At 65.3% G+C, this 24,155-nt stretch carries 24 protein-coding genes; 17 read left to right on the top strand and 7 right to left on the bottom strand.

Translation table 11 applies throughout. From position 1 onward, the window contains the following. The first annotated feature begins 254 nt into the window (after positions 1–254). The 6 genes from pbpC (at position 255) to H9K76_RS17590 (ending at position 7,817) form a co-directional block, all read left to right on the top strand. Complete coding sequence (pbpC, locus tag H9K76_RS17615) at positions 255–2,558, top strand: penicillin-binding protein 1C (RefSeq protein WP_425489618.1); 2,304 nt, start codon at positions 255–257, stop codon at positions 2,556–2,558. A 126-nt stretch (positions 2,559–2,684) separates the two neighbouring features. Continuing rightward, positions 2,685–3,545 (top strand): DMT family transporter, encoded by an 861-nt coding sequence (locus tag H9K76_RS17610; protein WP_187596615.1) that lies wholly within the window; start codon positions 2,685–2,687, stop codon positions 3,543–3,545. 168 nt (positions 3,546–3,713) lie between these two features. Beyond that, on the top strand, positions 3,714–4,877 hold the full coding sequence (locus tag H9K76_RS17605) for an alpha-hydroxy acid oxidase (protein ID WP_187596614.1): 1,164 nt from the start codon (positions 3,714–3,716) through the stop codon (positions 4,875–4,877). Positions 4,878–5,021: 144 nt separating this feature from the next. Continuing rightward, positions 5,022–5,471, top strand: coding sequence for a MaoC family dehydratase (locus H9K76_RS17600; RefSeq protein ID WP_187596613.1), 450 nt, complete (start codon positions 5,022–5,024; stop codon positions 5,469–5,471). A gap of 129 nt (positions 5,472–5,600) precedes the next feature. Next, on the top strand, positions 5,601–6,551 hold the full coding sequence (locus H9K76_RS17595) for a DMT family transporter (protein ID WP_187596612.1): 951 nt from the start codon (positions 5,601–5,603) through the stop codon (positions 6,549–6,551). A 102-nt stretch (positions 6,552–6,653) separates the two neighbouring features. Beyond that, positions 6,654–7,817, top strand: coding sequence for a Y-family DNA polymerase (locus H9K76_RS17590; RefSeq protein ID WP_187600708.1), 1,164 nt, complete (start codon positions 6,654–6,656; stop codon positions 7,815–7,817). Positions 7,818–7,875: 58 nt separating this feature from the next. Here the strand turns inward: H9K76_RS17590 and H9K76_RS17585 are convergent, their stop codons facing one another. From H9K76_RS17585 to H9K76_RS17565, 5 genes are all read right to left on the bottom strand, one after another. Continuing rightward, positions 7,876–8,124, bottom strand: a complete 249-nt coding sequence (locus tag H9K76_RS17585; protein WP_187596611.1) for a hypothetical protein — start codon at positions 8,122–8,124, stop codon at positions 7,876–7,878. A gap of 71 nt (positions 8,125–8,195) precedes the next feature. Further along, entirely contained in the window at positions 8,196–9,041 is an 846-nt protein-coding gene (gene queF, locus H9K76_RS17580) for an NADPH-dependent 7-cyano-7-deazaguanine reductase QueF (protein ID WP_187596610.1), read from the bottom strand. A 34-nt stretch (positions 9,042–9,075) separates the two neighbouring features. Next, positions 9,076–9,963, bottom strand: coding sequence for a 2OG-Fe(II) oxygenase (locus H9K76_RS17575; protein WP_187596609.1), 888 nt, complete (start codon positions 9,961–9,963; stop codon positions 9,076–9,078). Between the two features lie 32 nt (positions 9,964–9,995). After that, complete coding sequence (yaaA, locus tag H9K76_RS17570; protein WP_187596608.1) at positions 9,996–10,778, bottom strand: peroxide stress protein YaaA; 783 nt, start codon at positions 10,776–10,778, stop codon at positions 9,996–9,998. A 115-nt stretch (positions 10,779–10,893) separates the two neighbouring features. Next, positions 10,894–14,061: an Rne/Rng family ribonuclease gene (locus H9K76_RS17565; RefSeq protein ID WP_187596607.1), complete on the bottom strand. Its 3,168-nt coding sequence runs from the start codon at positions 14,059–14,061 to the stop codon at positions 10,894–10,896. 107 nt (positions 14,062–14,168) lie between these two features. Between H9K76_RS17565 and H9K76_RS17560 the strand changes: the two genes are divergently transcribed. The 5 genes from H9K76_RS17560 to H9K76_RS17540 all read left to right on the top strand — a co-directional run bounded on the left by H9K76_RS17560 (position 14,169) and on the right by H9K76_RS17540 (position 17,802). Continuing rightward, positions 14,169–14,516 carry a hypothetical protein gene (locus H9K76_RS17560; RefSeq protein ID WP_187596606.1) on the top strand — a complete coding sequence of 116 codons (348 nt, stop codon included), beginning with the start codon at positions 14,169–14,171 and terminating at the stop codon, positions 14,514–14,516. 146 nt (positions 14,517–14,662) lie between these two features. Next, positions 14,663–15,697 carry an RluA family pseudouridine synthase gene (locus H9K76_RS17555; protein WP_187596605.1) on the top strand — a complete coding sequence of 345 codons (1,035 nt, stop codon included), beginning with the start codon at positions 14,663–14,665 and terminating at the stop codon, positions 15,695–15,697. Further along, positions 15,690–16,358, top strand: coding sequence for an HAD family hydrolase (locus H9K76_RS17550; protein ID WP_187596604.1), 669 nt, complete (start codon positions 15,690–15,692; stop codon positions 16,356–16,358). The genes H9K76_RS17555 and H9K76_RS17550 overlap by 8 nt, the downstream gene beginning before the upstream one ends. After that, entirely contained in the window at positions 16,351–16,746 is a 396-nt protein-coding gene (locus H9K76_RS17545) for a Rieske (2Fe-2S) protein (protein WP_246475107.1), read from the top strand. Before H9K76_RS17550 ends, H9K76_RS17545 begins: the two co-directional genes overlap by 8 nt. Before the next feature lie 3 nt (positions 16,747–16,749). Continuing rightward, entirely contained in the window at positions 16,750–17,802 is a 1,053-nt protein-coding gene (locus tag H9K76_RS17540) for a S49 family peptidase (RefSeq protein WP_187596603.1), read from the top strand. A 38-nt stretch (positions 17,803–17,840) separates the two neighbouring features. On the opposite strand, the gene H9K76_RS17535 is transcribed toward H9K76_RS17540, so the two are convergent. Continuing rightward, complete coding sequence (locus H9K76_RS17535) at positions 17,841–18,638, bottom strand: SAM-dependent methyltransferase (RefSeq protein ID WP_187596602.1); 798 nt, start codon at positions 18,636–18,638, stop codon at positions 17,841–17,843. Continuing rightward, complete coding sequence (locus tag H9K76_RS17530; protein WP_425489617.1) at positions 18,635–19,216, bottom strand: Maf family nucleotide pyrophosphatase; 582 nt, start codon at positions 19,214–19,216, stop codon at positions 18,635–18,637. Before H9K76_RS17530 ends, H9K76_RS17535 begins: the two co-directional genes overlap by 4 nt. 43 nt (positions 19,217–19,259) lie before the next feature. Here H9K76_RS17530 and H9K76_RS17525 point away from each other — a divergent pair, with 43 nt between their 5' ends. From H9K76_RS17525 to fabG, 6 genes are all read left to right on the top strand, one after another. Further along, positions 19,260–19,814 (top strand): YceD family protein, encoded by a 555-nt coding sequence (locus tag H9K76_RS17525; RefSeq protein WP_187596600.1) that lies wholly within the window; start codon positions 19,260–19,262, stop codon positions 19,812–19,814. Between the two features lie 174 nt (positions 19,815–19,988). Then, positions 19,989–20,171, top strand: coding sequence for a 50S ribosomal protein L32 (rpmF, locus tag H9K76_RS17520; RefSeq protein ID WP_011794326.1), 183 nt, complete (start codon positions 19,989–19,991; stop codon positions 20,169–20,171). Positions 20,172–20,293: 122 nt separating this feature from the next. Beyond that, a complete protein-coding gene (plsX, locus tag H9K76_RS17515) occupies positions 20,294–21,346 on the top strand; it encodes a phosphate acyltransferase PlsX (protein WP_187596599.1) in 1,053 nt (350 codons plus the stop codon). Further along, a complete protein-coding gene (locus H9K76_RS17510; protein ID WP_187596598.1) occupies positions 21,347–22,324 on the top strand; it encodes a beta-ketoacyl-ACP synthase III in 978 nt (325 codons plus the stop codon). Positions 22,325–22,413: 89 nt separating this feature from the next. After that, positions 22,414–23,367, top strand: a complete 954-nt coding sequence (gene fabD / locus H9K76_RS17505) for an ACP S-malonyltransferase (protein ID WP_187596597.1) — start codon at positions 22,414–22,416, stop codon at positions 23,365–23,367. Then, on the top strand, positions 23,364–24,113 hold the full coding sequence (gene fabG, locus H9K76_RS17500; RefSeq protein WP_187596596.1) for a 3-oxoacyl-ACP reductase FabG: 750 nt from the start codon (positions 23,364–23,366) through the stop codon (positions 24,111–24,113). Before fabD ends, fabG begins: the two co-directional genes overlap by 4 nt. The last annotated feature ends 42 nt before the right edge of the window (positions 24,114–24,155 follow it).

The raw sequence follows: 24,155 nt of genomic DNA, 5'->3' as shown, positions 1-24,155 counted from the left end.
GTGATGCGGCATCGGCGTTTCGATACGGCATGTCCGTCATGGGTATCTGAAGCGCATGTCGATCTGCGCAGCCGGCCGAACCGGCGGGCCGACCGGCTCCGCGGGAATCCGGCGCCTTCAGCAGCCGTGGGGCACTCCAAGCCCCTGACGTGGCCCGTGCGGCGGCCATGTCGGATAATTTGCCCGCAGCCCTCCATGTGGCTTGCGGCATGCACTTCTTTCCTTCATCCCGGCACTCACATCCTTTCCACACCATGCACCTCCGGTTCGTAGCCCGTCTGGCCGCCGTATCCTGGCAACGCCCGACCTGGGGCGCCATGTGCCTTGCCACCGCAGCGCTGTGCAGCGCGCCGGGCGTGCGGGCCATGCCGAGCTATGACGAAGTGCGGCAGGATTTCCGCTCGTCGGAAACACTGGTGCTGTCGCGCGAGGGGCAGACCTTGCAGCGCATGCGCACCGATGCCACCGTGCGGCGCGGCGATTGGATTGCGATCGCGGATGTGTCGCCAGCGCTGCGTACGGCACTGGTGCTGAGCGAGGACAAGCGCTTCTTCGAGCACAGCGGGGTGGACTGGCGCGCGGTATCTTCCGCGGCCTGGGGCAACCTGTGGAACCAGCGCACGCGCGGGGCGAGCACCATCACCATGCAATTGGCCGGGCTGCTCGACGGAGACTGGCGCCAGGGCAGTGGCGGTCGCAGCGTCATGCAGAAACTCGGGCAGACCGTGGCTGCGCAGGTGCTCGACCGGCGCTGGCGCAAGGACCAGATCCTTGAGGCCTACCTCAACCTGGTGCCGTTCCGTGGCGAACTGGTGGGCATCGACGCCTTGTCGCGAACCCTGTTCGGCAAGGCACCCCATGGCCTTGACGAGCGCGAGGCGGCCGTGGCGGCCGCCCTGGTGCGTGCGCCGAACGCCAGGCCGGCGCTGGTGGCGCAGCGTGCCTGCGGTGTGCTCAAGGAGATGCGCAAGCCGCAGGCCACCTCGTGCGATGCCCTTGACCTGTTCACCACGGGTGCGCTGCAGCGCAAGGCATTCGACCCGAGCGAGGGCGTGGCGCCGCATTTCTCGCGCCAGTTGCTTGCGCAGTTGAAGAAGCAGGGCAAGCCGGTGCAGAGCATGCAGGTCCGCTCCAGCATCAGCGCGCCTCTGCAGCGCATTGCGGTGGAGACGCTCGAGCGCCATTTGCGGGAGCTGGGCGGGCGCAACGTCGAGGACGGCGCGATCGTGGTGCTGGACAATGCCACGGGCGAGGTGCTTGCGTGGGTGGGGTCCTCGGGCCTGCTCAGCCAGGCTTCGGAGGTGGATGGCGTGCTCGCATGGCGGCAGCCCGGCTCCACGCTCAAGCCTTTTCTATACGCCGAGGCGATTGCCGAAAAGCGCCTGACGGCGGCATCGCTGATCGAGGATTCGCCGGCCTACATCCCGACAGCGAATGGCCTCTACATTCCGCAGAACTACGACCGGCATTTCAAGGGCTGGGTGTCGGCCCGTACCGCGCTCGCGGCGTCGCTCAATGTACCGGCGGTGCGCACGCTGGTGATGGTGGGCACCGACAGTTTCCATGACCAGTTGCGGGCATTCGGACTGCCGCTGCGCGAATCGGGGGGCTTCTACGGATTCAGCCTCGCGCTGGGCAGCGCCGAAGTGCCCTTGCTCCAGCTCACCAACGCCTATCGCGCGCTCGCCAATGGCGGCCGGTTCAGCGAGGTCGTGATCCAGCCTTCATCGCCAACGTCGTCGCAGGCGTCACGCACCGGTGCCGCCGGGCGCGAAGGCGGCCGGCAGGCGATCGATGCCGGGGCGGCCTTCATCGTGGGCGACATGCTGTCCGATCCCCATGCGCGCGTGCGGACCTTCGGTACCGACAGCGTGCTGAACACGCGTTTCTGGTCGGCCGTGAAGACCGGTACCAGCAAGGACATGCGCGACAACTGGGCGCTGGGCTGGTCGCAGCGCTACACGGTGGGTGTATGGGTGGGCAATGCGAGCGGTGCGCCCATGCATGACGTGAGCGGCACCAGCGGCGCGGCACCGATCTGGGCCGAACTGATGACGTGGCTGCATCGCAACCAGCGCAACCAGCTGCCGGTGCCTCCGGCGAACGTGGTGAAGGCCCGCGTCCAGTTTGGCGCCCAGGACACCGCGGGCAGCTGGCTGGAGAGCCCGCGCGATGAGTGGTTCCTGCGCGGTACCGAGCAGGCGCGCTTCGCGATCGACGAGGTGGAATCGGCAGCGGCTGCGCGTGCATCGCGGCCAGGTGCGTCGGCCAGCGTCGCGGGGCTGCCTCCGCGCATTCTTTCGCCGGTCTCGGGCACGATCGTCGCACTCGACCCGGACATTCCGCCCAACCGCCAGCGCGTGCAGTTTGTCGCGTCCGATGCGCCGGGCACCGTGCGCTGGCTTCTCAATGGCAAGGAGCAGGGGCGTGGCGCGCGCTGGGCATGGCTTCCCTGGCCGGGCCGCTACAAGGTGGAACTGGTGGATGCCAAGGGGCTGCTGCTGGACCGTACCGAGGTGGAGGTGCGGGGCGCCGGCGTGCGCCAGTCCGCGCGCTGACGTCGCCAGCAGGAATCGGGCGGAGCTTGTACCATCCAGGCTCCACGGCGGACATGCGGCGAGTGCGATGCAGCACCGCCATCTGCTGTCCGCGCTCCCGACAGCTCTTCATCACGTCCCCTCCAAGTGCTTCACACGCTGGCTCCGCTGCTGTTCGTTCTGATCTGGTCGTCCGGTTTCCTGGTGGGGCGGGGTGTGGCGGCCCATGCAGATCCCTTCTGGTTCCTGGCACTGCGCTTCGCGTGCGTCTGCGTGGTGTTCACGGCTGCCGCCCTCTGGGCCCGCGCGGCCTGGCCACGGGGCGCAAGGCGCATCTGCATGCACCTGCTGGCCGGCGCACTGATGAGCGGCTTCTACCTGGGCCCCAGTTGGTGGGCAATGTCGCAGAGCATGCCGGCGGGCATCATGGCGCTGATCGGAGCGCTGCAGCCGCTGTTCACCGCGTTGATCGCGGTGTTCGTGCAGCGCAAGCGCCTTTCTGGCGCCACCTGGATGGGGCTGGCGCTCGGCTTCGGCGGTGTGGCGCTGGTGCTCTGGCCGCGCCTGGCCGCCACCGACGCGTCCGCGCTGTCCTTGCCGGTGGTGCTGCTTGCCGCGGGCAGCATCCTGTCGCTGACCATCGGCTCGATGGTGCAGAAGTCGCCCTGGGCCGCCGGGGACCTGCGCAGCGCCAGCGCGATCCAGAACCTGGGCGCGGTCATCGTGCTGATCGTGATGGCCTGCATCTTCGGCAAGGCGCACTGGGACAATTCTCCTGCGGTCTGGGGCTACCTGGCCTATGCCGTGCTGGTGCTGTCCGTGGCCGGCACTTCGCTGCTGATCTGGCTGATGCGGCGCGGCGAGGCCACGCGCACGACGGCGCTGCTGCTGGCCGTGCCGCCGCTGTCGGCGCTGCAGGGATGGTTCATCTTCGGGGAGACCATGGTGATGGTGCAGGTCGTCGGCTTCGCCGTGGCGATCGCCGGCGTGGCCCTGGCTCGGCGCTGAAAAAAATTCAAACGGCCTGCAAAGGCTTCAAACCACCGGGCGGCACATCCGGCTACCATTGCCGCATTCAAGATTTCGCAACCAACTACAACACCTCTGCGGTGTCGCGCTGGCGCCTGGTTCCCGGACTTCGGCTCCCCGCGCGGCAGTGCACCGGGAAATACAGCCATGCCTGAACTTTCCAAAATGACCTGCATTGAAGACCTGCGCGTAGTCGCGGAACAGCGCGTGCCGCGCATGTTCTACGACTATGCGGACTCCGGCTCGTGGACCGAGACCACGTACCGCGAGAACACGTCGGATTTCCAGGCCATCAAGCTGCGCCAGCGCGTGGCGGTGAACATGGAAGGGCGCACGACGGCCACCACCATGGCGGGCCAGCAGGCCAAGATGCCCGTGGCCATCGCGCCGGTGGGACTGACCGGCATGCAGCACGCCGATGGCGAAATCCACGCCGCGCGCGCCGCCGAGAAGTTCGGCATTCCGTTCACGCTGTCCACCATGAGCATCTGCTCGATCGAGGACATTGCGGAGAACACCAGCGCGCCATTCTGGTTTCAGCTCTACATGATGCGCGACCGCGAATCGATGGCACGCATGATCGATCGCGCACGCGCCGCCAAGTGCAGCGCATTGGTGCTCACGCTCGATCTGCAGGTGATCGGGCAGCGCCACAAGGACATCCGGAACGGCCTCACCGCGCCCCCACGGCCCACGCTCACCAACATCCTCAACCTGATGACCAAGCCGCGCTGGTGCCTCGGCATGGCGGGCACACAGCGCCGCACCTTCCGCAACCTCGTGGGGCATGTGAAGGGCGTGAGCGACATGAGCTCGCTGGCGGCATGGACCAACGAGCAGTTCGATCCTCGCCTGTCCTGGGCCGACGTGGCCTGGGTGCGCAAGCAATGGCAGGGCAAGCTGATCCTCAAGGGCATCATGGAGGTGGAGGACGCACTCCTCGCCGTGCAGAGCGGTGCCGACGCGATCGTGGTGAGCAACCACGGCGGCCGCCAGCTCGATGGTGCGCCGTCGTCGATCCATGCACTGCCGGCGATCGCCGAAGCGGTCGGCCACCAGATCGAAGTGTGGATGGACAGCGGCATCCGCGGTGGCCAGGACGTGCTCAAGGCCTGGGCCCTGGGCGCACGCGGCACCATGATCGGCCGTGCCATGGTCTACGGCCTGGGTGCGTTCGGTGAAGCCGGCGTGACCAAGGCGCTGCAGATCCTGCACAAGGAGCTCGACGTGACCATGGCTTTCTGCGGCCACACCAACATCCAGAACGTCGACAAGTCCATTCTCCTGCCGGGAACCTACCCCACGCCATGAGTGGGCGCGCATGAATGAATGAGTAAATGAATGACGCGGCCCCGGCACAACCGGGGCCGCGTTGTCGTTTGTGCGTCAGCAGCTTTGTTGTGCCTTGCTTATGATGGCTCGTCGCAAAGACAGGCATCACGGAGTCATAGTCACATGAGCAATCCGGTTCTGTATCTGGACGATCTGCGGATCGGCCAGAAATTCATCAGCAGCGAACACGTCCTGGACGCGGCGCAGATCATCGAGTACGCGCGGCAATTCGATCCGCAGGTCTTCCACACCGATCCCGAGAAAGCGCGCGACACATTCTTCCAGGGCCTGGCCGCGAGCGGCTGGCATACGGCCTCGATCACGATGAAGCTGGTCGTCGAGAGCCTTCCCATGTCGGCGGGCGTCATCGGCGCGGGCGTGGAGGAGCTGAGCTGGCCGCAGCCGACGCGACCCGACGACGTGCTTCATGTCGAGTCGGAGATCCTCGAGATCATTCCCTCGCGTTCCAAGCCGGGCCGCGCCATCGTGCGCATTCGCTGCGAAACCAAGAACCAGCGCGGAGAAGTGGTACAGAGCTTCGTCCCCAAGCTGCTGGCATTCAAGAGGCCCTGAGACCGCTCCGGCCTCCCGTCCCTGCCATCGCTGGTGGACGCGGCAGGCCTCGCCATAAGGCGGGGCCGGGCAAGGCGGGGTGGCGCGTGCGCGGGCTATGCTTTGCGCACTCTTTTTGGGGTCCTTTCCATGTCCGCCGTTTCCACCGCTGCCTCCCACCTGATCGAACTGTCCTGGCTGTGGGTGCCCGTGGTGATGTTCGCGGCGCTGGCGCAGACCGTGCGCAATTCGGCGCAGCGCTCGCTCACCAAGGAGCTTGGAACCCTATCGGCCACGCTGGTGCGCTTTCTGTACGGCCTGCCGTTTGCGCTGATCTGGCTGTGGCTGCTGTATGCGCTTCCTGCCCAGGCACCCACGACACCGCACATGAGCGCCGCCTATTTCGGCTGGATTGCACTGGGCGCCTTCTTCCAGGTGGCCGCCACCGCGGCGTTGCTGCTGGCCATGAAGGAGCGAAACTTCGCGGTGGCGGTGACCCTGTCCAAGACCGAAGTGCTGCAGGTCGCGCTGTTCGGCGCGGTGTTCCTGCATGAGCTGCCGACCGCCTGGGCACTGTTCGCCATGGTGCTCGCAACGGGGGGCGTGCTGCTGCTGTCGCTGCCGCCGCGCGGGCAGATGCTGTCGGCATCCGCATGGTTCGGCAAGTCGGCGATGCACGGTTTGATCTGCGGAGCGTGCTTTGCCATCGCGACCATCGGTTACCGTGGCGCGGCCGTGGAGCTGAATGCCGAGACACCCTGGCTGTCGGGGGCGTGGGGCGTGCTGGTCGCACAGCTCATGCAGACGCTGGGCCTGGGCGCCTGGGTGCAATTCAAGACCGAACGCGGCCTGGCGCCGATCTTCCGCGCGTGGAAGATCTCCATGCTCGCAGGTTCGATGGGAGCGGCGGCTTCGCTTGCCTGGTTCACCGCGTACGCCATGCAGAGCGCCGCGTCGGTCAGGACGCTCGGCATGGTCGAGGTGGTCTTCAGCTACGTGGTCTCGCGCAAGGTGTTCAGCGAATCCTTCTCGCGTCCCGAGAAGATCGGCATCGGCCTGATGCTCGTGGGGCTGGTGCTGATCTGCTCCCTCGGCACCTGATTTCCCGGCTCGGCGCAGGCCCGCTGCGTTGCGGCAACAATAGCGGCTGTGTCCCTTCCCAGCAGCGCCTCGCCGCCCATCCGCCGCATTGCCCACCTCGACATGGATGCGTTCTACGCCTCCGTGGAATTGCTGCGCTATCCGCAATTGAAGGGCCTGCCGGTGATCATCGGCGGAGGCCGGCGCCGCGAGGATGATGCGCTGGTCGCAAAGTATGGCGGACGGCTTTCGGACATTCCCGTGGAGGCGTTTCCTCTGCTCAGGGACTATGTCGGGCGCGGCGTGATCACCACGGCCACCTATCCGGCGCGGCAGTTCGGCGTGGGATCGGCCATGGGCATGATGAAGGCGGCACGGCTGTGCCCGCAGGCCATCATGCTGCCCGTGGATTTCGCGGAATACAGGCGCTTTTCGCGGCAGTTCAAGGACATCATCCTGTCGATCGCCCCGCGCATGCAGGACCGCGGCGTGGACGAGGTCTACATCGATTTCAGCGACGTGCCCGGCGGCCAGCGAGAGGGCGGAAGGACGCTGGCGCGGCTGCTGCAGAAATCGATCTTCGAGGCGACGGGGCTGACCTGCTCGATCGGCGTGGCGCCCAACAAGCTGATTGCCAAGATGGCCAGCGAATTCAACAAGCCGAATGGTATTTCGGTGGTGCATGAAGGCGATCTGGAGAGCCTGATCTGGCCGCTTGCCTGCCGCAAGATCAACGGAGTGGGGCCCAAGGCCGACGCCAAGCTCCAGTTGCACGGCATTGAGACCATTGGCCAGTTGGCGGCCAGGCCGCGCGACTGGCTGATTGCGAACTTCGGCCGGTCGTACGGCGCGTGGCTGCATGATGCGGCATGGGGGCGCGACGACAGGCCGGTGGAAACGGAGAGCGAGCCGGTATCGATGAGCCGCGAGACAACCTTCGATCGCGACCTCCATGCAGTGCACGACCGTGCCGAGCTCGGCCGCATCTTCACCGAACTGTGCGTGCAGGTGGCGGGCGACCTGCGACGCAAGGGCTACGCGGGCCGTACCATCGGCATCAAGCTGCGCTTCGACGATTTCAAGATCGCTACCCGCGACCAGACCATCGACTTCTATACACAGGATGCAGCGGAGATCCGCCGCCATGCGGGCCTGTGCCTCAAGCGCGTACCGCTGCAGCGGCGGCTGCGGCTTCTGGGTGTGCGCGTGGGCAACCTGCTGCCAGAGGGTGAGGTGGAGCAGGCGATGGCGGAGATGCGGGGCGGGGAGAGCGCCTCGCTGTTCTAGCGGCTAATCGTTCCGGTTTGGGGACCAGTGGGGGTTCCGGTGCGTTGCGGCCGCTGCATCAGGTTGGTATCTCGCCGGGCATTGCGCCCTGCATGCGGATTTCTCCGCCCTCGTTGATGATGCGACCGGTGACGATGGCGTAGATGAACGCCTTGCCGCCCCGGCGCACGACGAGGTTGCCCGCGCAGGGGCCACGCAGATGGAGCTCGGCACCGTTGGTGACCACGATGTTGCCCAGGACCTGTCCTTCGATGGTGGACTGATCGGTGACAGCGATGTCATGAAGCAATCCTTTGAGGATGCGCATGGGGACTCCCTGTTCACGTTGTGCGATGAATGCACCGTAGCATGAATGCAGGGAGGGCGACCCCGGTGTTTTTACTGCCTCGCGTTGCGCAGGTTCCTGGGCAGCGCCTGCGGATGGCTGGTGCGCAGCGGATTGATGTCCAAGCCGCCACGCCGCGTATAGCGTGCATAGACGCTCAGCTTGATGGGTTTGCAGCGTGTCCAGATGTCCATGAAGATGCGCTCGACGCACTGCTCGTGGAATTCATTGTGGTTACGAAAACTCACAATGTATTGGAGCAGGCCCTGCTGGTCGATCTGCGGGCCGCTGTAGCTGATCTGCACGCTGCCCCAGTCGGGCTGGCCGGTGACGAGGCAGTTGCTCTTGAGCAGGTGGCTGACCAGTTCCTCGCTCACGGGCGCTTGTTCGTGGTCGGCGGTCAGCAGCAAGGGATCGGGCGTGTACCGGTCGCATTCGATGTCGAGCCGGTCGAGCAGCAGGCCGCCCAACTCGCCCATCTGCTCGCTCTCGAAGGCTTCCGCCTGCACAAGCTTCAGGCCGATGGTGCGCGGCGCATCGCTGCCGCGCCAGACGGCCTCGCTGACATCGGCGCGGATGGCATCACGCACTTCCTCGACGCTGGAAAAGCGGCTGTTGTTGAAGCTGTTGAGATAGAGCTTGAACGACTTGCTCTCGACAATGTTGGGGCTTTCGCACGGAATGGTGATGTGCGCGAGCGCCACCTGTGGCTTGCCTCTGGCATTGAGCCAGGAGACCTCGTAGGCCGTCCACAGGTCGGCACCGAAGAAGGGGGCATCTCCGGTGATGCCGATTTCCGCGCGCTTGCCGGCGCGCGGAATGGGGAAGAGCAGCGTGGCGTCGTACTGGTCCACGTAGGCGGACGCCTTGCCCAGCGGGGATTGGTCGGGAGAGGACATGAGGGGAAACGAAAAAGAGGGAGGAGGGGCGCTGTCAGTTGAACTCGCCCTGGCGCAGCCACTTGGTGGCGATCCATTTTTCACCTTCGATCACGGGCGAGCCGCCATGCAGTGTCTTGGTGTTGGGGTGCGCGCGCTCGTAGCTGAAGAATACGGCATTGCCCTGGCGCGGGCTGACTTCCAGGTGGATGTCCGGAAATACCGTGCCGCCGCCCTTGTCGGGGTTGTTCAGGTAGATCACGAGGGTGCCGACGCGCTGGCCGCCGCGCTTGAGGATGGTGGGCGTGCCGGGCTCGTTCGGGTCGAAATAGTCGTAGTGCGGCTTGTACTCGGCGCCGGGGCCGTAGTGCAGGATCTGCAGGCCTTCGCCGTTCTCGAGCGGCCAGTTCACCAGCCTGGCGATACGCGCCTCGAGTTGCTTCACCACATCGTTCTCGCCGCGCTGGAAGAACATGCCCTCACTGGTGCGGCTGGCGTTGACCTCCTCGCCTCCCGTGCGCGTCTCCACCGTCTTCGAGCGCGCCAGGCGCGGCTGGGCCGCCTCGATCAGCGCCTCGCATTCCTCGCGGGAGAGCAGGCCCCCGAACAGCACGATGCGCGGGTCGGCCACTTCCATCAACACTTCGACCTTGCGGTCGCCCACATCGACGAACAGGGGCGAATCCTCCAGGCTGGGCTCGGGCACCGCGCTTGCTGCGGGCAGGCCTTGCTCCACGGCCACCGTATTCAGGTGATCGCGCAGCACGGCTTCGAGCGCATCGACCGCGACATCCTCGTTCCAGCCCGAATCCGTCATCGATTTGAGCAGCGTCGGCGCGGTGAAACCGGCCTGTGCCTGCGCAATGATCCATTGGCGCAGCTCGGGTGTGACGGCCTGCTGGCCGGCGGAGGACTGTGTGCGGTTGCTCGATGCGGAAGGCATGGTGTGAAGATCCCTTCGGTGAATGGTGGGCCTCAATTCTCGGCGGTGCGTCGGCGGAACACCAGCCGCTCGGGCGTGGAACTGCCCGCATGCCAAGCATAGCCGTCCAGGTTAAACCCTTCGAGCTGATGCGGGGTACTGAGGCGATGCTCGATGGCATAGCGCGCCATCAGGCCGCGGGCACGCTTGGCGTAGAAACTGATGATCTTGTACTGGCCGCCCTTGTAGTCCTCGAACACGCACTCGATGACGCGCGCCTTGAGTGCCTTGAGATCGACCGACTTGAAGTATTCCTGCGACGCGAGGTTGACCACCACGGGAGTGGTGTCGGCACGCAGTTGCTTGTTCAGGTGCTCTGCGATGCGCTTGCCCCAGAACTGGTAGAGATTGCTGCCCGCGCCGGTGGCAAGGCGCGTGCCCATTTCCAGGCGATAGGGCTGCATCCAGTCGAGCGGACGCAGCACGCCATACAGGCCGCTCAGGATGGCGACATGGTCCTGTGCCCAGGCGAGGTCGTCTGCGGACAGACTGTGCGCCTGCAGGCCCTCGTAGACGTCTCCGTTGAACGCCATCACGGCCTGGCGCGAATTCTTAGCGCTGAAGCGCGGAGACCATGCGGCGTAGCGCGCCACGTTGAGGCCGGCCAGCGTGTCGCTGATGCTCATGAGCGATGCGACATCCTGTGGAGACTTCTGCCTGAGCACTTCGATCAACACCTTCGAGTCGGGCACGAACTGCGGCAGCGTATGGGGCAGGTCGGCGGGAAGCGGCGTGTCGTAGTCGAGCGATTTGGCGGGGGAGAGGAGGAACAGCATGAAAGGGATTCTCGCTCGCAAATGAAGACGGCCCGGGAATGGGCCGTTCGGGGGTAGTGTCTCCTGCCATGCCCGGCCTGCCGCAAGGCGGCTCCGGGCAGGGCAGTGCAGCGGCTTACTGCTGCTGTTGCTGCTGTTGTTCCTGCAGCTCGAACGGCAGGGGCATGCGGGCCAGGTCGCGGCGGGTTTCCACCAGCACCAGAGGGCCTTCGTCGAACACCACGACCGGCGGCCGTTCGCGCGGCACATGGACCGGCTTGGGCTCGGCTGCGATGGCGGCCTGAACGACGGCGATCTTCTCGGCGTCGGAGTTCACCCACTGCAGGCCCGACGCGGATGCCAGCTCGTGCAGCGAACGCAGCGGCAGTTCATAGCTGCCGACGCGTGGCATGCCGCCAGCCGGGACGTCGTCCTGGGTTGCCTGGGTTGTCGGTGCGACCGCCTGGGCCGCGGGAACCACGATGGCTTCGGCGGACGGGCTCACCACCACGACGCTGGGCTCTGCTGCTGCCGGTGCCGCAACGGCCTTCGGCGTGGCTGGCGCGACAGGTGCGGCGGGAACTGCTTCCTGCGGCGTCACGGCGACAGCGGTCGTCGTGCTCTGCGAGAAGTAGCTGCGGCGTGCGGGCTGCGCTTCGCCTTCCGTGCTGCTGTCCGCGGCTTCGGCGGTGGTCGCTGCGAAGGCGGTGCTCGATTCGGCGACCACGACACCTGCTGCGTCGGCCACGGTCTCCGCTGCATTGCCGTTGGCGTCCATGCCTTCGGCGTTGCCTCCGTTGCGGCCACGGCGGTCACGGCCGTAGCGGTCGCGGGAGCGGCGCTCGCGGCGTTCGCCTTCTGCCTGGGGCTGCTGACCGGTTGCATCCGGCACATTGCCTTCGGCACCGCTGTTCAGCGACAGGTCGATGTCGGGCATCGGCAGCAGCGGGGCGCTGTCGCCGGCGGGTGCCGCGGCGTTCGCATCGATGGTGCGCGGTGCGCGTTCACGGCGCTCGCCACGTTCACCGCGCTGGCCGCGTTCGCCACGTTCACGGCGTTCGCGCTGCGGACGATCCGCCGAGGCGTCATCTGCCGGGTTCTGGGCCGGCGCCGACGCATCCACTACCGGGATGTTGTTGCCGTTCTGGCGTGCCTCGTTGTTGCGATCGCGGCCGTTGCGCTGTTCGCGGCGGGCCTCGCCGTCATTGCGTTCGGTGCGCTCGCCACGGTCGTTGCGGCGTTCGCCGCCACGCTGTTCGCCGTCACGCGCCTGGCGACCTTCGCCGCCGCGGTCATTGCGCTCGTTGCGGCGGCCGTTGCGGCCCTCGCCTCGACCCTCGTTGCGGTTTTCGCCCGTGGCACCGGCATCGCGGCCACCTTCGCTGCGGTTGCCATCACGGCCGCCGCGGCGGCGGTCGTTGTTGCCACGGCCTTCACGGCGTGGCTCGCGCGTCTCCGCGGCGGGTGTCGCAGCCGGTGCCGCCACGGGTGCGGGCGCCGCAGGCGCTGCCGACGGGCCGAAACCGAACAGGCTCTTGAGCCAGGCGATGAAGCCCATCTCGGGCGGACGGGCAGGTGCCACGGTCGGCGTGGGTGCGGGAGCCGGGGCTGCGCTGGCGTTGCCGCGTGGTTGCTGCTGGCCGTTGGCGCGCGCGGCTGCTCGGGCTGCCGCATCGGGACGCGGCTCGACCTGCGGTGCGGGCGCGTCCGGCAGGATGCCCTTGATCACCGGAGTCTGCTTGTTGGTGGGCTCCTGCGAGCGGCGCGTCACCTTGGTCTGGTCTTCGGTTTCCTCGACGAGCTGGTAGCTGGCCTGCAGGTCTTCCAGGCGCGGGTCGTCGTGTTTCAGTCGCTCGAGCTTGTAGTGCGGCGTATCGAGCGACTTGTTCGGGATCATCATCACGTTCACGCGCTGCTTGAGCTCGATCTTCGCGATCTCGGTGCGCTTCTCGTTGAGGAGGAACGAGGCCACTTCCACCGGTACCTGGCAGTGCACGGCGGCGGTGTTGTCCTTCATGGACTCTTCCTGGATGATGCGCAGGATCTGCAGCGCCGAGCTTTCGGTGTCGCGGATATGGCCGGAGCCGCCGCAGCGCGGGCAGTTGATGTGCGCGCCTTCGGACAGTGCCGGCTTCAGGCGCTGGCGGCTCATCTCCATGAGGCCGAACTTGCTGATCGAGCCGAACTGCACGCGTGCGCGGTCCTGGCGCAGCGCGTCGCGCAGGCGGTTCTCCACCTCGCGGCGGTTCTTCGACTCTTCCATGTCGATGAAGTCGATGACGATCAGGCCGCCCAGGTCGCGCAGGCGCATCTGGCGGGCCACTTCGTCGGCGGCTTCGAGGTTGGTGCGGGTGGCGGTCTCCTCGATGTCGCCGCCCTTGATGGCGCGGGCCGAGTTCACGTCCACGGACACCAGCGCCTCGGTGTGGTCGATCACGATCGCGCCGCCCGAGGGCAGCGTCACGGTGCGGGAATAGGCCGACTCGATCTGGTGCTCGATCTGGAAGCGGCTGAACAGCGGAGCGTCATCGCGGTAGCGCTTGACGCGGCTCGCATGCTCGGGCATCACGTGCGACATGAACTGATGCGCCTGTTCGTAGATCTCGTCCGTGTCGATCAGGATGTCGCCGATGTCGGTGTTGAAGTAGTCGCGCATCGCGCGGATCACCAGGCTCGATTCCTGGTAGATCAGGAAGGCGCCCTTGCCGGCCTTGGCGGCGTCGTCGACGGCCTTCCAGAGTTTGAGCAGGAAGTTCAGGTCCCATTGCAGCTCGGGCGCCGTGCGGCCGATACCGGCGGTGCGCGCGATGATGGACATGCCCTTGGGGTATTCGAGCTGGTCCATCGCCTCCTTGAGTTCGGCGCGATCTTCGCCCTCGATGCGGCGCGAGACGCCACCGCCGCGCGGGTTGTTGGGCATCAGCACCACGTAGCGGCCCGCCAGCGAGATGAAGGTGGTGAGGGCAGCGCCCTTGTTGCCGCGCTCTTCCTTTTCGACCTGGACGATCAGTTCCTGGCCTTCACGGATCGCGTCCTGGATCTTGGCCTGGCTGGGCGAGACGCCCTCTGCAAAGTATTGCTTGGAGATTTCCTTGAACGGCAGGAAACCGTGGCGGTCCTCGCCGTAGTCGACGAAGCAGGCTTCGAGGGAGGGCTCGACGCGGGTGACCACCGCCTTGTAGATATTGCCCTTGCGTTGTTCGCGTCCCTCGATCTCGATCTCGTAGTCCAGCAGCTTCTGGCCGTCGACGATGGCCAGGCGGCGCTCTTCCGGCTGCGTGGCGTTGATGAGCATCCGTTTCATGATGCGTTTCCTTCTCGTTGTTGTATGCGGGCCGACGCGCTGCGCTTTTCGCAGCGGCTCGTCCCGCCAAAGTTCCATGACAAAGACAGGCTCACCTGGAGCCGCTGATGCCTGGCCAACGCAGAGAAACGAAAGGAATTGCCGAATGCCTACGGCTGATGAGTCAATGTGATGTCAATGACTGGCTCATCAGGCGCAAGGGCGGGGCATGGATGAAGGCGAAGCGGATGACGCACTGCCTGGGCTTGAAGAAAACAGCCTTCGGCACGACCCGCGTGGAAGTTCGCGGCGCGAGCGATGCCAGTGCAGGAGGCTTGCGCCCCTGCAGCAGTGACATGATCCAGGCCGTGAAAAACCACATATTTGTTATCGCTTTGTCCGCTGGTCCCGGCGTCAGACAATTTCTCGGCCCAGGACCAACTCAAGATTCCGTATTCAGTGTTTCAATGTGTTAGCCACTGGAGTCCGACGGCTACAACAGATCAATAACCTGCAAGTTTTGCGCGTAGGACGCCTATGGGCATCAACCATACTGCGCGACTTGCCGGGCTGGGTGGACTAAACTCCAGACAAATCAACCACTTACACATTCGTCGCGCAGGTGAAACACATTATAGAGGGCAAACCGGCAAAACAGGCCGCCCCAATAGCCACTTCAGCAGTGCGCATCGTCGAAGTCGATGCCGAATTCGCGGGCCAGCGCCTGGACAATTTCCTGATCCGCGAGCTCAAGGGCGTGCCCAAGACGCACGTCTATCGCATCATTCGCAGCGGTGAGGTGCGCATCAACAAGGGGCGCGCGAGCGCCGATACCCGGGTTGCGGCGGGGGACTTGGTGCGCGTGCCGCCGGTGCGCGTGTCCGAAAAGGTGGCCGAAAAGCAGGAGCGACCGGCGCCGGCGCGGGAGTTTCCCGCGCTGCTGGAGGATGACCACCTGATCGTCATCGACAAGCCTGCGGGCGTGGCCGTGCATGGCGGCAGCGGCGTGAGCTTCGGCGTGATCGAGCAATTGCGCCAGGCGCGGCCACAAAGCCGCTTCCTGGAGCTGGTGCACCGGCTCGATCGCGAAACGTCGGGCATCCTGCTGGTCGCGAAGAAGCGCTCGGCGCTGACCGCGCTGCAGGATCAGTTCCGCGAGCGCGAGACGGGCAAGACCTATCTGGCCCTGGTCATTGGCACCTGGCCGGCCAGGAACAAGGTGATCGACGTGCCGCTGCACAAGTTCCTGCAGGAAGACGGCGAGCGCCGCGTGCGGACCACCACGGCGGACGACCCCGATGGCATGCGCTCGATCACGCTGGTGAAGGTGCGCGAGACCTATGCTCCGCGCCCGCTGCAGGGCCTGCCTGCGATGAGCCTGCTCGAGGTGACCATCAAGACCGGCCGCACCCACCAGATCCGGGTGCATCTTGCGAGCCAGGGGCATCCCATCGTCGGTGACGACAAGTATGGGGACTTCGACCTGAACAAGCGTGTGCAGAAGCAGGGGCTCAAGCGCATGTTCCTGCATGCCTGGCGCCTGCAGTTCAATCATCCCGCGAGCCAGGAGCGCGTCGAAATGCGTGCCGAACTGCCGCCGGAGCTGGCAGACTTCCTGAAAACCGAAACCATCACGAGCAACGCATCGAATGCCTGAATCCACTCCCCGCCGCTTTGACCTGATCGCCTTCGACTGGGATGGCACGCTCTACGACTCCACGGCGTGCATTGTGCGCAGCATCCAGGAGGCCGTGCGCGACGTGGGCGGCCAGGTGCCGAGCGACGAGGCCGCGGCCTGGGTCATCGGCATGGCGCTCGAACCGGCGCTGGCCAAGGCGGCGCCCGACGTGCCGCCTTCCCAGTATCCAGAGCTCGTCAACCGCTATCGCGTGCACTATGTACAGCACCAGGACGATCTCAGCCTGTTCGAGGGCGTGCTGCCGATGCTGGGTGGCCTGCGCCAGCGCGGCCACCTGCTGGCCGTGGCAACGGGCAAGAGCCGCCGTGGGCTGGACCATGTGCTGGACGCGGTCGAGTTGCGCGGCATGTTCGATGGCTCCCGCACCGCCGACGAGACGGCCGGCAAGCCGCACCCGCTGATGCTGCTCGAGCTGATGGAGCAATGGGGCATCGAGCCCGGGCGCACCCTGATGATCGGCGACACCACGCATGACCTCGAAATGGCGCAGGCCGCGGGTTGCGCCAGTGTGGGTGTGGCCTACGGGGCGCATTCCACCGAGGGTTTTGCACGCCTGAACCCCTTGCATATCGCGGAATCTGTTGCGGATTTGCATCAGTGGCTCCTGAAAAATGCATGATCGCGCCATGAGTTCCGTTTCAGATACCTCCGGCATCGAGCTCTGTGCGAGCAGTGAACTCGTCGAGGGCGGTCTCGCCGTTCCGTTCGACGTGTGCTTTGCGGGCGAAAACTGCCGCGCCTTCGCGATCCGCTTCGAAGGACAGGTGCATGCGTTCTTGAATCGCTGTACCCATGTGGCCATGGAGATGGACTATCAACCCGACCGGTTTTTCGACGACACTGGCCAGTGGCTGCTGTGTGCGACCCATGGCGCCGCCTATCGGCCCGATACCGGTGAATGCGCCGGCGGACCCTGCCGGGGCGGGCTGGTGAAGATTCCTCTGAGCGAAGCCGAGGGCATTGTGCGCTGGCATCCCGCCGATAACCTGAAACCCGTAGAGTTCTGATTCATGACTGATCCCAATCGCCCCGATTTCCCTGGATCGCAAGGCAGCAATGAGCCCGCGATGACGGACCTGTGGGGCGCCGGCGGTACGCCTGCCGCGGCCACCTCCAGCGCGGGTGCCGGTGCCAAGCCCGGCTGGGAGCGCGATGTGCTGGAAAAGCTGGTTTTCTCCACGCTCAAGGAGCAGCGTTCGGCCCGTCGCTGGCGCAATTTTCTGCGCCTTGCATGGCTCCTCGTGGTGATTGGCATTGCCGTGGTCCTGTTCTCGCGCGAGACGACCACGACCAGCAAGAGCACGGCCCATACGGCCGTGGTGGACATCAAGGGCGAGATTGCCGCAGGCAACGAGGCCAGCGCCGAATTCGTCGTGGCGGCCCTGCGCAGCGCTTTCGAGGACTCGGGCTCCAAGGCAGTGGTGCTGCTGATCAACTCGCCCGGCGGCAGCCCGGTGCAGGCCGGCATCATCAACGACGAGATCTACCGGCTGAAGGCCAAGCACAACAAGCCTGTCTACGCCGTGGTCGAGGAAACCTGTGCGTCGGCGGCCTATTACATCGCCTCGGCGGCAGATGACATCTATGTCGACAAGGCCAGCATCGTGGGCAGCATCGGCGTTCTGATGGACGGCTTCGGTTTCACCGGCACCATGGAAAAACTCGGTGTGGAGCGCCGGCTGCTGACGGCAGGCGAGAACAAGGGTTTTCTGGATCCCTTCAGCCCGCAGTCCGAGCAGCAGCGCGCGTTCGCGCTGCAGATGCTCGAGCAGATCCACCAGCAGTTCATCGGCGTGGTCAAGAAGGGCCGTGGCGATCGCCTGAAGGAAACGCCCGAAACCTTCAGCGGCCTGTTCTGGACCGGCCAGCAGGCCGTGGAACTGGGGCTGGCCGACCAGCTCGGCAACGTGAGCTATGTGGCCCGCGAGGTTGTCAAGGCCGAGGAAGTGATCGACTACACGCGCCGCGACAACGTGGCCGAGCGCCTTGTGAAGAAATTCGGCGCGGCGATGGGCGCAGGGGCGGTGCAGACCGTCCAGTCGAACGCGCTGCAAGTGCGCTGACCCGCGGTGCCGGGGGGGGACCCCGGCCCGGCAGACCGTCAGGCGCCGATCAGGAACACCGTCGGCGTGCGGTTGTCGGCGGGGCAGGGCAGGTCGCGCCATGACCTGACCGGCTGGCTCTGGATGTTCGCGCTCTCAAGCGTCAGGCCGCTTGCCAGCGCGAGCCGGGTGCTTGGCTGCAGCGTGTGCAGCAGTGCCTGCCAGATGGCCGCGTTGCGGTACGGCGTCTCGATGAAGAGCTGGGTTTGGCCCTGCTTGAGGGCCAGGGTCTCCAGTTCCTTCAGCCTGCGCGAGCGCTCCGCGCTGTCTTGAGGCAGGTAGCCGACGAAGGCGAAGTTCTGTCCATTGAGGCCGCTGGCGGCAATGGACAGCAGCAGCGAGACCGGGCCGACGAGCGGTACAACTTTGATGCCGAGGTCGTGGGCGGCGCGCACCACCGAGCTGCCGGGATCGGCCACGGCGGGCATGCCGGCCTCGCTGACCAGGCCCATGTCGTGTCCTGCGAGCGCGGGAGCCAGCATCGAGCGCGCATCGAATGGCGCGTGCCCCTTGCCTCCGTGATCACCCTTCTTGTGCACCTCGCGCGGCAGTTCGGCGATCTGCTGCTCCTGCAGCGGGGCAGCCAGTGGGTGCAGGGCGTCGATGCGCTTGAGGTAGGCGCGCGTGCTCTTGGCGTTCTCGCAGATCCAGTGCGTCAGCCGGGATGCCGTCGTCAGCGTGCCCTGCGGCAGCACCGACTCAAGAGGCGCCTGCACGTCGCAGCCAAAATCAAGCGGCGCGGGCACCAGGTAGAGGGTGCCCTTGCGTGAGGTCGGGGTGTTTGCGGAGGCGCTCATGGCAGCATGATTCCCGCTGCGCGCAGCATCTGGCAGGTACGGATCAGCGGCAGGCCGATCAGGGCGGTGGGATCGTCGCTGTCGATGGCATCGAGCAGGGAGATGCCGAGGCCCTCGCTCTTGGCGCTGCCGGCGCAGTCGTAGGGCAGCTCGGCCCGCAGGTAGCGTTCGATCTCCTCGTCGCTCAGGTGGCGAAAGCGCACATGCACCTGCGCCAGGTCGATCTGGCTGAATCCCGATTCGAGGCATACCACCGACACCGCGGTATGGAAGACCATGGCATGGCCGCGCATTTCCCTGAGCTGAGCCACGGCCCGCTCATGATTTCCTGGTTTTCCAAGGGGTTTGCCGTCGAGGTCGGCAACCTGGTCGGATCCGATCACCACGGCGCCGGGATGCATCTGGGCGACGGCGCGGGCCTTGGCAGCCGCAAGGCGCAGGGCCAGCTCGCGCGGGCTTTCGCCAGGGAGCGGGGTTTCGTCGACCTCGGGGGCGGCCACCTCGAAGGGCAGGCGCAGACGCTCCAGCAATTCTCGGCGGTAACGTGATGTCGAGCCCAAAATCAGGGTGCGAGTCATGGATGTGGATTGCTGCATGCCCTGATTCTCTTACACTGCGGGCATGACAAAGGAACTCTCCCCCGATCGACTGGATATCAAGGCATTCGCCCAGGCGGGTGCCCAGCTGTCCGGCCATGATTCGCTGCTCAAGTACAAGCGGGTCGCGGAAGAGGCCAAGGGCCTGCACCCCGATCTGCTCGTGGACTGGAAAGCCACTGGCGAGGTTCGCTCCGGAGTGGCCGGAATCGGTTCGCAGATCTGGATGCACCTGACCATCCACGCCACGGTGCCCATGCAGTGCCAGCGCTGCATGGGGCCGGTGGATGTTCCCATCGACATCGACAGGGAATTCCGCTTCGTGGCCGACGAGGCCACGGCGGAGGCGCTTGATGACGAGTGCGAGGAAGACCTCCTGGTACTCAGCCGCGAGTTCAACCTGCGCGAGCTGATCGAGGACGAACTGCTGCTGGAACTGCCCGTGGTGCCCAAGCACGAGGAGTGCCCCTCGCAGGTGGTCATGAAGTCCACCGACGATGACTTCGAGGAAGCCAATACGCAGAAGACCAATCCGTTCGCGGCCCTGGCCAGCCTGCGGGTTGACGACAAGAAGCATTGAGCAGTGAGCGCCTGGAATGCGGATACGTGCGGGTACTTCCGGGCCTGCGTTGCAGCACGGATTTGAGCAATGCCCGCAATTGAGCTATACTCGATGGTTTCGCGCGAATCCCCTCGTGTCTTTAATGGGCTAATCGCGTTTTTCACCAACCCTTTTCAGACCCTAGGAGCCATCATGGCTGTTCAGCAAAACAAGAAGTCCCCCTCCAAGCGCGGCATGCACCGTTCGCACAACGCCCTGACAGTGCCGGGCATTGCTGTGGAACCCACCACCGGCGAAACGCATCTGCGTCACCACATCAGCCCCAACGGTTTCTACCGTGGTCGCCAAGTGCTGAAGAACAAGTCCGAAGCCTAAATTCAAGGCTTCCGGCTGATGAAGGCCCGTTGCTACAAACCGGTAGCGCGGGCCTTTGTCGTTTAATGGCGTTTCCTATCATTTTTTCAGGCATGCATTCCTTGCCTGACCACTTTGCCTAAATGATCACACTGGCTGTCGACTGCATGGGGGGCGATCATGGCCCTGGCGTCACGCTTCCCGCGTGCCGTCAATTTCTCGAAAAACACCCGGATGCCCAGCTGCTGCTGGTCGGGCAGGAGGCCAGTCTTCGTGACTTCAGGCATGAGCGCGCCAAGGTTGTCATCGCCACCGAAGTGGTGACCATGGATGACGCGGTGGAAGTGGCGTTGCGCCGCAAGAAGGACTCGTCGATGCGCGTGGCCATTCAGCGCGTGAAGGATGGCGAGGCCCAGGTGGCCGTTTCCGCCGGCAATACCGGCGCGCTGATGGCGATCGCGCGCTACCTGCTCAAGACACTGGACGGCATCGACCGTCCTGCGATTGCCACCCAGATCCCCAACGACAAGGGGTCGGCCACCACCGTGCTCGATCTGGGCGCGAACGTGGACTGCACCGCCGATCACCTGCTGCAGTTCGCGGTGATGGGCTCGGCGCTGGTATCGGTGCTCCAGGACAGCGAGCGCCCCGCAGTGGGCCTGCTGAATATTGGCGAAGAGGCGATCAAAGGCAGCGAGGTCATCAAGAAGACCGGCGAATTGCTCCGCGAAGCCGGCGCACGCGGTGATCTGAATTTCTACGGCAACGTCGAGGGCAATGACATTTTCAAGGGCGTCGTGGACATCGTCGTCTGTGACGGCTTTGTCGGCAATGTCGCGCTCAAGGCCTCCGAGGGGGTGGCGTCGATGATCGTGGGCGGGCTCAAGAGCGAGTTCAAACGCAATATCTTCACGAAAATTGCAGCTATCGTTGCTTATCCTGTTCTATCTGCGCTGATGAAGCGCATGGATCATCGCCGCTACAACGGTGCGGCACTGCTGGGCCTGCGCGGCCTGGTCTTCAAGAGCCACGGCTCGGCCGACGCGACCGCATTCGAGCACGCGCTGAACCGGGCGTATGATGCAGCTCGCAATAATCTGCTCGACCGTGTCAGGACCCAGGTCGCCCATGCGGCGCCGCTGCTGACGGGGAGCGTGGCTCCAGCTTTGTCCGACTCGCCGTCGGCCGCACCATAAATGAGACGCTATTCACGTATTACCGGCACGGGCAGCTACCTGCCGCCCCGCCTTGTGACCAATGATGACCTGGTGGCCGAGCTGGCCCAGCGCGGCATCGAGACATCGGACCAATGGATTGTCGAGCGTACCGGCATCAAGGCGCGCCACTTTGCCGGGCGCGACGTGGCCAGCAGCGATCTGGCCGTGGAGGCTTCGCGCAGGGCCATCGAGGCGGCCGGCATCACGGCCGATGACATCGACCTGATCATCGTGGCGACTTCGACGCCCGACATGGTGTTCCCCTCGACCGCCGCCATCCTGCAGAACAAGCTGGGTGTGCACGGTTGCCCGGCGTTCGACGTGCAGGCAGTCTGCAGCGGTTTTGTCTATGCATTGACCGTGGCCGATGCCATGCTCCAGACGGGCGCCGCCAACCGTGCGCTGGTCGTGGGCTCGGAAGTCTTCAGCCGCATTCTTGATTTCAACGACCGCACGACCTGCGTGCTGTTCGGCGACGGCGCGGGTGCCGTGGTGCTGGAGGCCTCCGACAAGCCGGGCATCCTGGCAAGCGACCTGCATGCCGATGGCCGCCACGTCGACATCCTGTGCGTGCCGGGCAACGTCTACGGTGGCCAGATCCTCGGCGATCCGTTGCTCAAGATGGATGGGCAGGCGGTGTTCAAGCTGGCGGTGGGCGTGCTGGAGAAGGCTGCTCGCGCCACGCTGGAGAAGGCCAACCTGACCGATGCCGACATCGACTGGTTGATTCCGCACCAGGCCAACATCCGCATCATGCAGAGTACCGCGCGCAAGCTCAAGCTGCCCATGGAGAAGGTGATCGTCACTGTCGATCAGCACGGCAACACGTCGGCTGCATCGATTCCGCTGGCGCTCGATCACGGCGTGCGTACCGGGCAGATCAAGCCGGGCCAGAACCTGCTGCTCGAGGGCGTGGGTGGCGGCTTCACCTGGGGCGCCGTGCTCCTGACGATGTAATTCCTTACTGAGCGGGTGGTTTCCCTGCCGTGGCTGTGTTGGCCGCGTGGGGGTCGCCCGTTCGTCTGCACTAGAAAACACAAATCCCTATGTCCAAAACATTTGCTTTTGTTTTTCCGGGCCAAGGCTCGCAATCTGTCGGCATGCTTGACGGCTGGGGCGACCATCCCGTGGTGGCGGAGACCCTGCGCGAGGCATCCGATGCGCTGGGTGAAGATGTCGCCAAGCTGATCCATGAGGGCCCCAAGGAGGCGCTGGCACTGACCACCAACACCCAGCCCGTGATGCTGGTTGCCGGCGTGGCGGCATGGCGCGTGTGGCGCTCCGAGGGGGGCGCACTGCCTGCGGCGGTGGCCGGGCACTCGCTTGGTGAGTATTCCGCCCTGGTGGCATCGGGTGTGCTGACGCTGGCCCAGGCGGCTCCGCTGGTGCGCCTGCGTGCGGCTGCGATGCAGGAAGCCGTTCCGGTGGGCGTGGGCGCGATGGCCGCCATCCTGGGGCTGGATTCGGCCAAGGTGGTGGCCGGCTGTGCAGAGGCGGCAGCCAGTTTCGGCGCGGGCTCCGGCGAAGTGGTTGAGGCCGTGAATTTCAATGATCCCGCGCAGACCGTGATCGCCGGCTCGAAGGCGGGCGTAGACAAGGCCTGCGAGGTGCTCAAGGCCGCGGGAGCCAAGCGCGCGCTGCCGCTGCCCGTGTCGGCGCCGTTCCATTCGAGCCTGATGAAGCCTGCCGCGGAAAAGCTGCGTGTCGCGCTTGCCGCGCTGGAGCTGGGTGCCGCGCAGATTCCCGTGCTCAACAACGTGGATGTGGCCGTCGAGACCGATGCTGATCGGATCCGTGATGCGCTCTACCGCCAGGCCTTCGGTCCGGTGCGCTGGGTGGAATGCGTGCAGGCGCTCAAGTCGCGCGGCGTGTCGCATGTCATCGAATGCGGTCCGGGCAAGGTGCTCGCCGGCCTGATCAAGCGCATCGACGCAGAACTGGTCGGTGCATCCATTTATGATCCGGCCACATTGGCAGAAACCAAAGAATTGCTGGCATGAGCGAAACCAACACCTCCTCCACTCCTCAGATCGCGCTGGTCACCGGCGCCACCCGCGGCATTGGTGCGGCCATTGCTGCCGAACTGGCTGCGCGCGGCTATCGCGTGATCGGCACCGCCACGTCGGATGATGGCGCGGCACGCATCCACGAAGCGCTTGCGGCCAGCGGCGGCAAGGGCGTGAAGCTGAATGTCACCGACGGCGCGGCGGTCGATGCGCTGATCGACGCCACCGTCAAGGAATTCGGTGGCCTGCATGTCCTGGTGAACAATGCGGGTATTACGCGCGACACCCTGGCCATGCGCATGAAGGATGACGATTGGGATGCCGTCATCGACACCAATCTGAAGGCCGTATTCCGAGTAAGCCGTGCGGCTATTCGCCCGATGATGAAGCAGCGCTTCGGCCGCATCATCAGCATCACCAGCGTGGTGGGCGCCTCGGGCAATCCGGGCCAGGCCAACTACGCTGCCGCGAAGGCCGGTGTGGCGGGTATGACGCGTGCCCTGGCCCGTGAACTGGGCAGCCGCGGCATCACCGTGAACTGCGTTGCTCCGGGCTTCATCGCAACGGACATGACGGCAAGTCTCCCCGACGAGCAGAAGGCGGCGCTGAAGTCGCAGATCGCCATGGGCGATCTGGGTCAGCCGAGCGACATCGCCCATGCGGTGGCCTATCTGGCCTCCAAGGGGGCAGGCTACGTGACGGGGCAGGAGCTGCACGTCAACGGCGGCATGTACATGTAGTACAAACAAGGTCAGTGCCGGTTGGTCCGTACGGCTGGCTGT

The sequence above is a fragment of the Diaphorobacter ruginosibacter genome (assembly GCF_014395975.1).
In the GTDB taxonomy this organism is placed as follows: Bacteria; Pseudomonadota; Gammaproteobacteria; order Burkholderiales; family Burkholderiaceae_C; genus Diaphorobacter_A; species Diaphorobacter_A ruginosibacter.
This window is presented reverse-complemented; position numbering and strand designations above follow the sequence as displayed.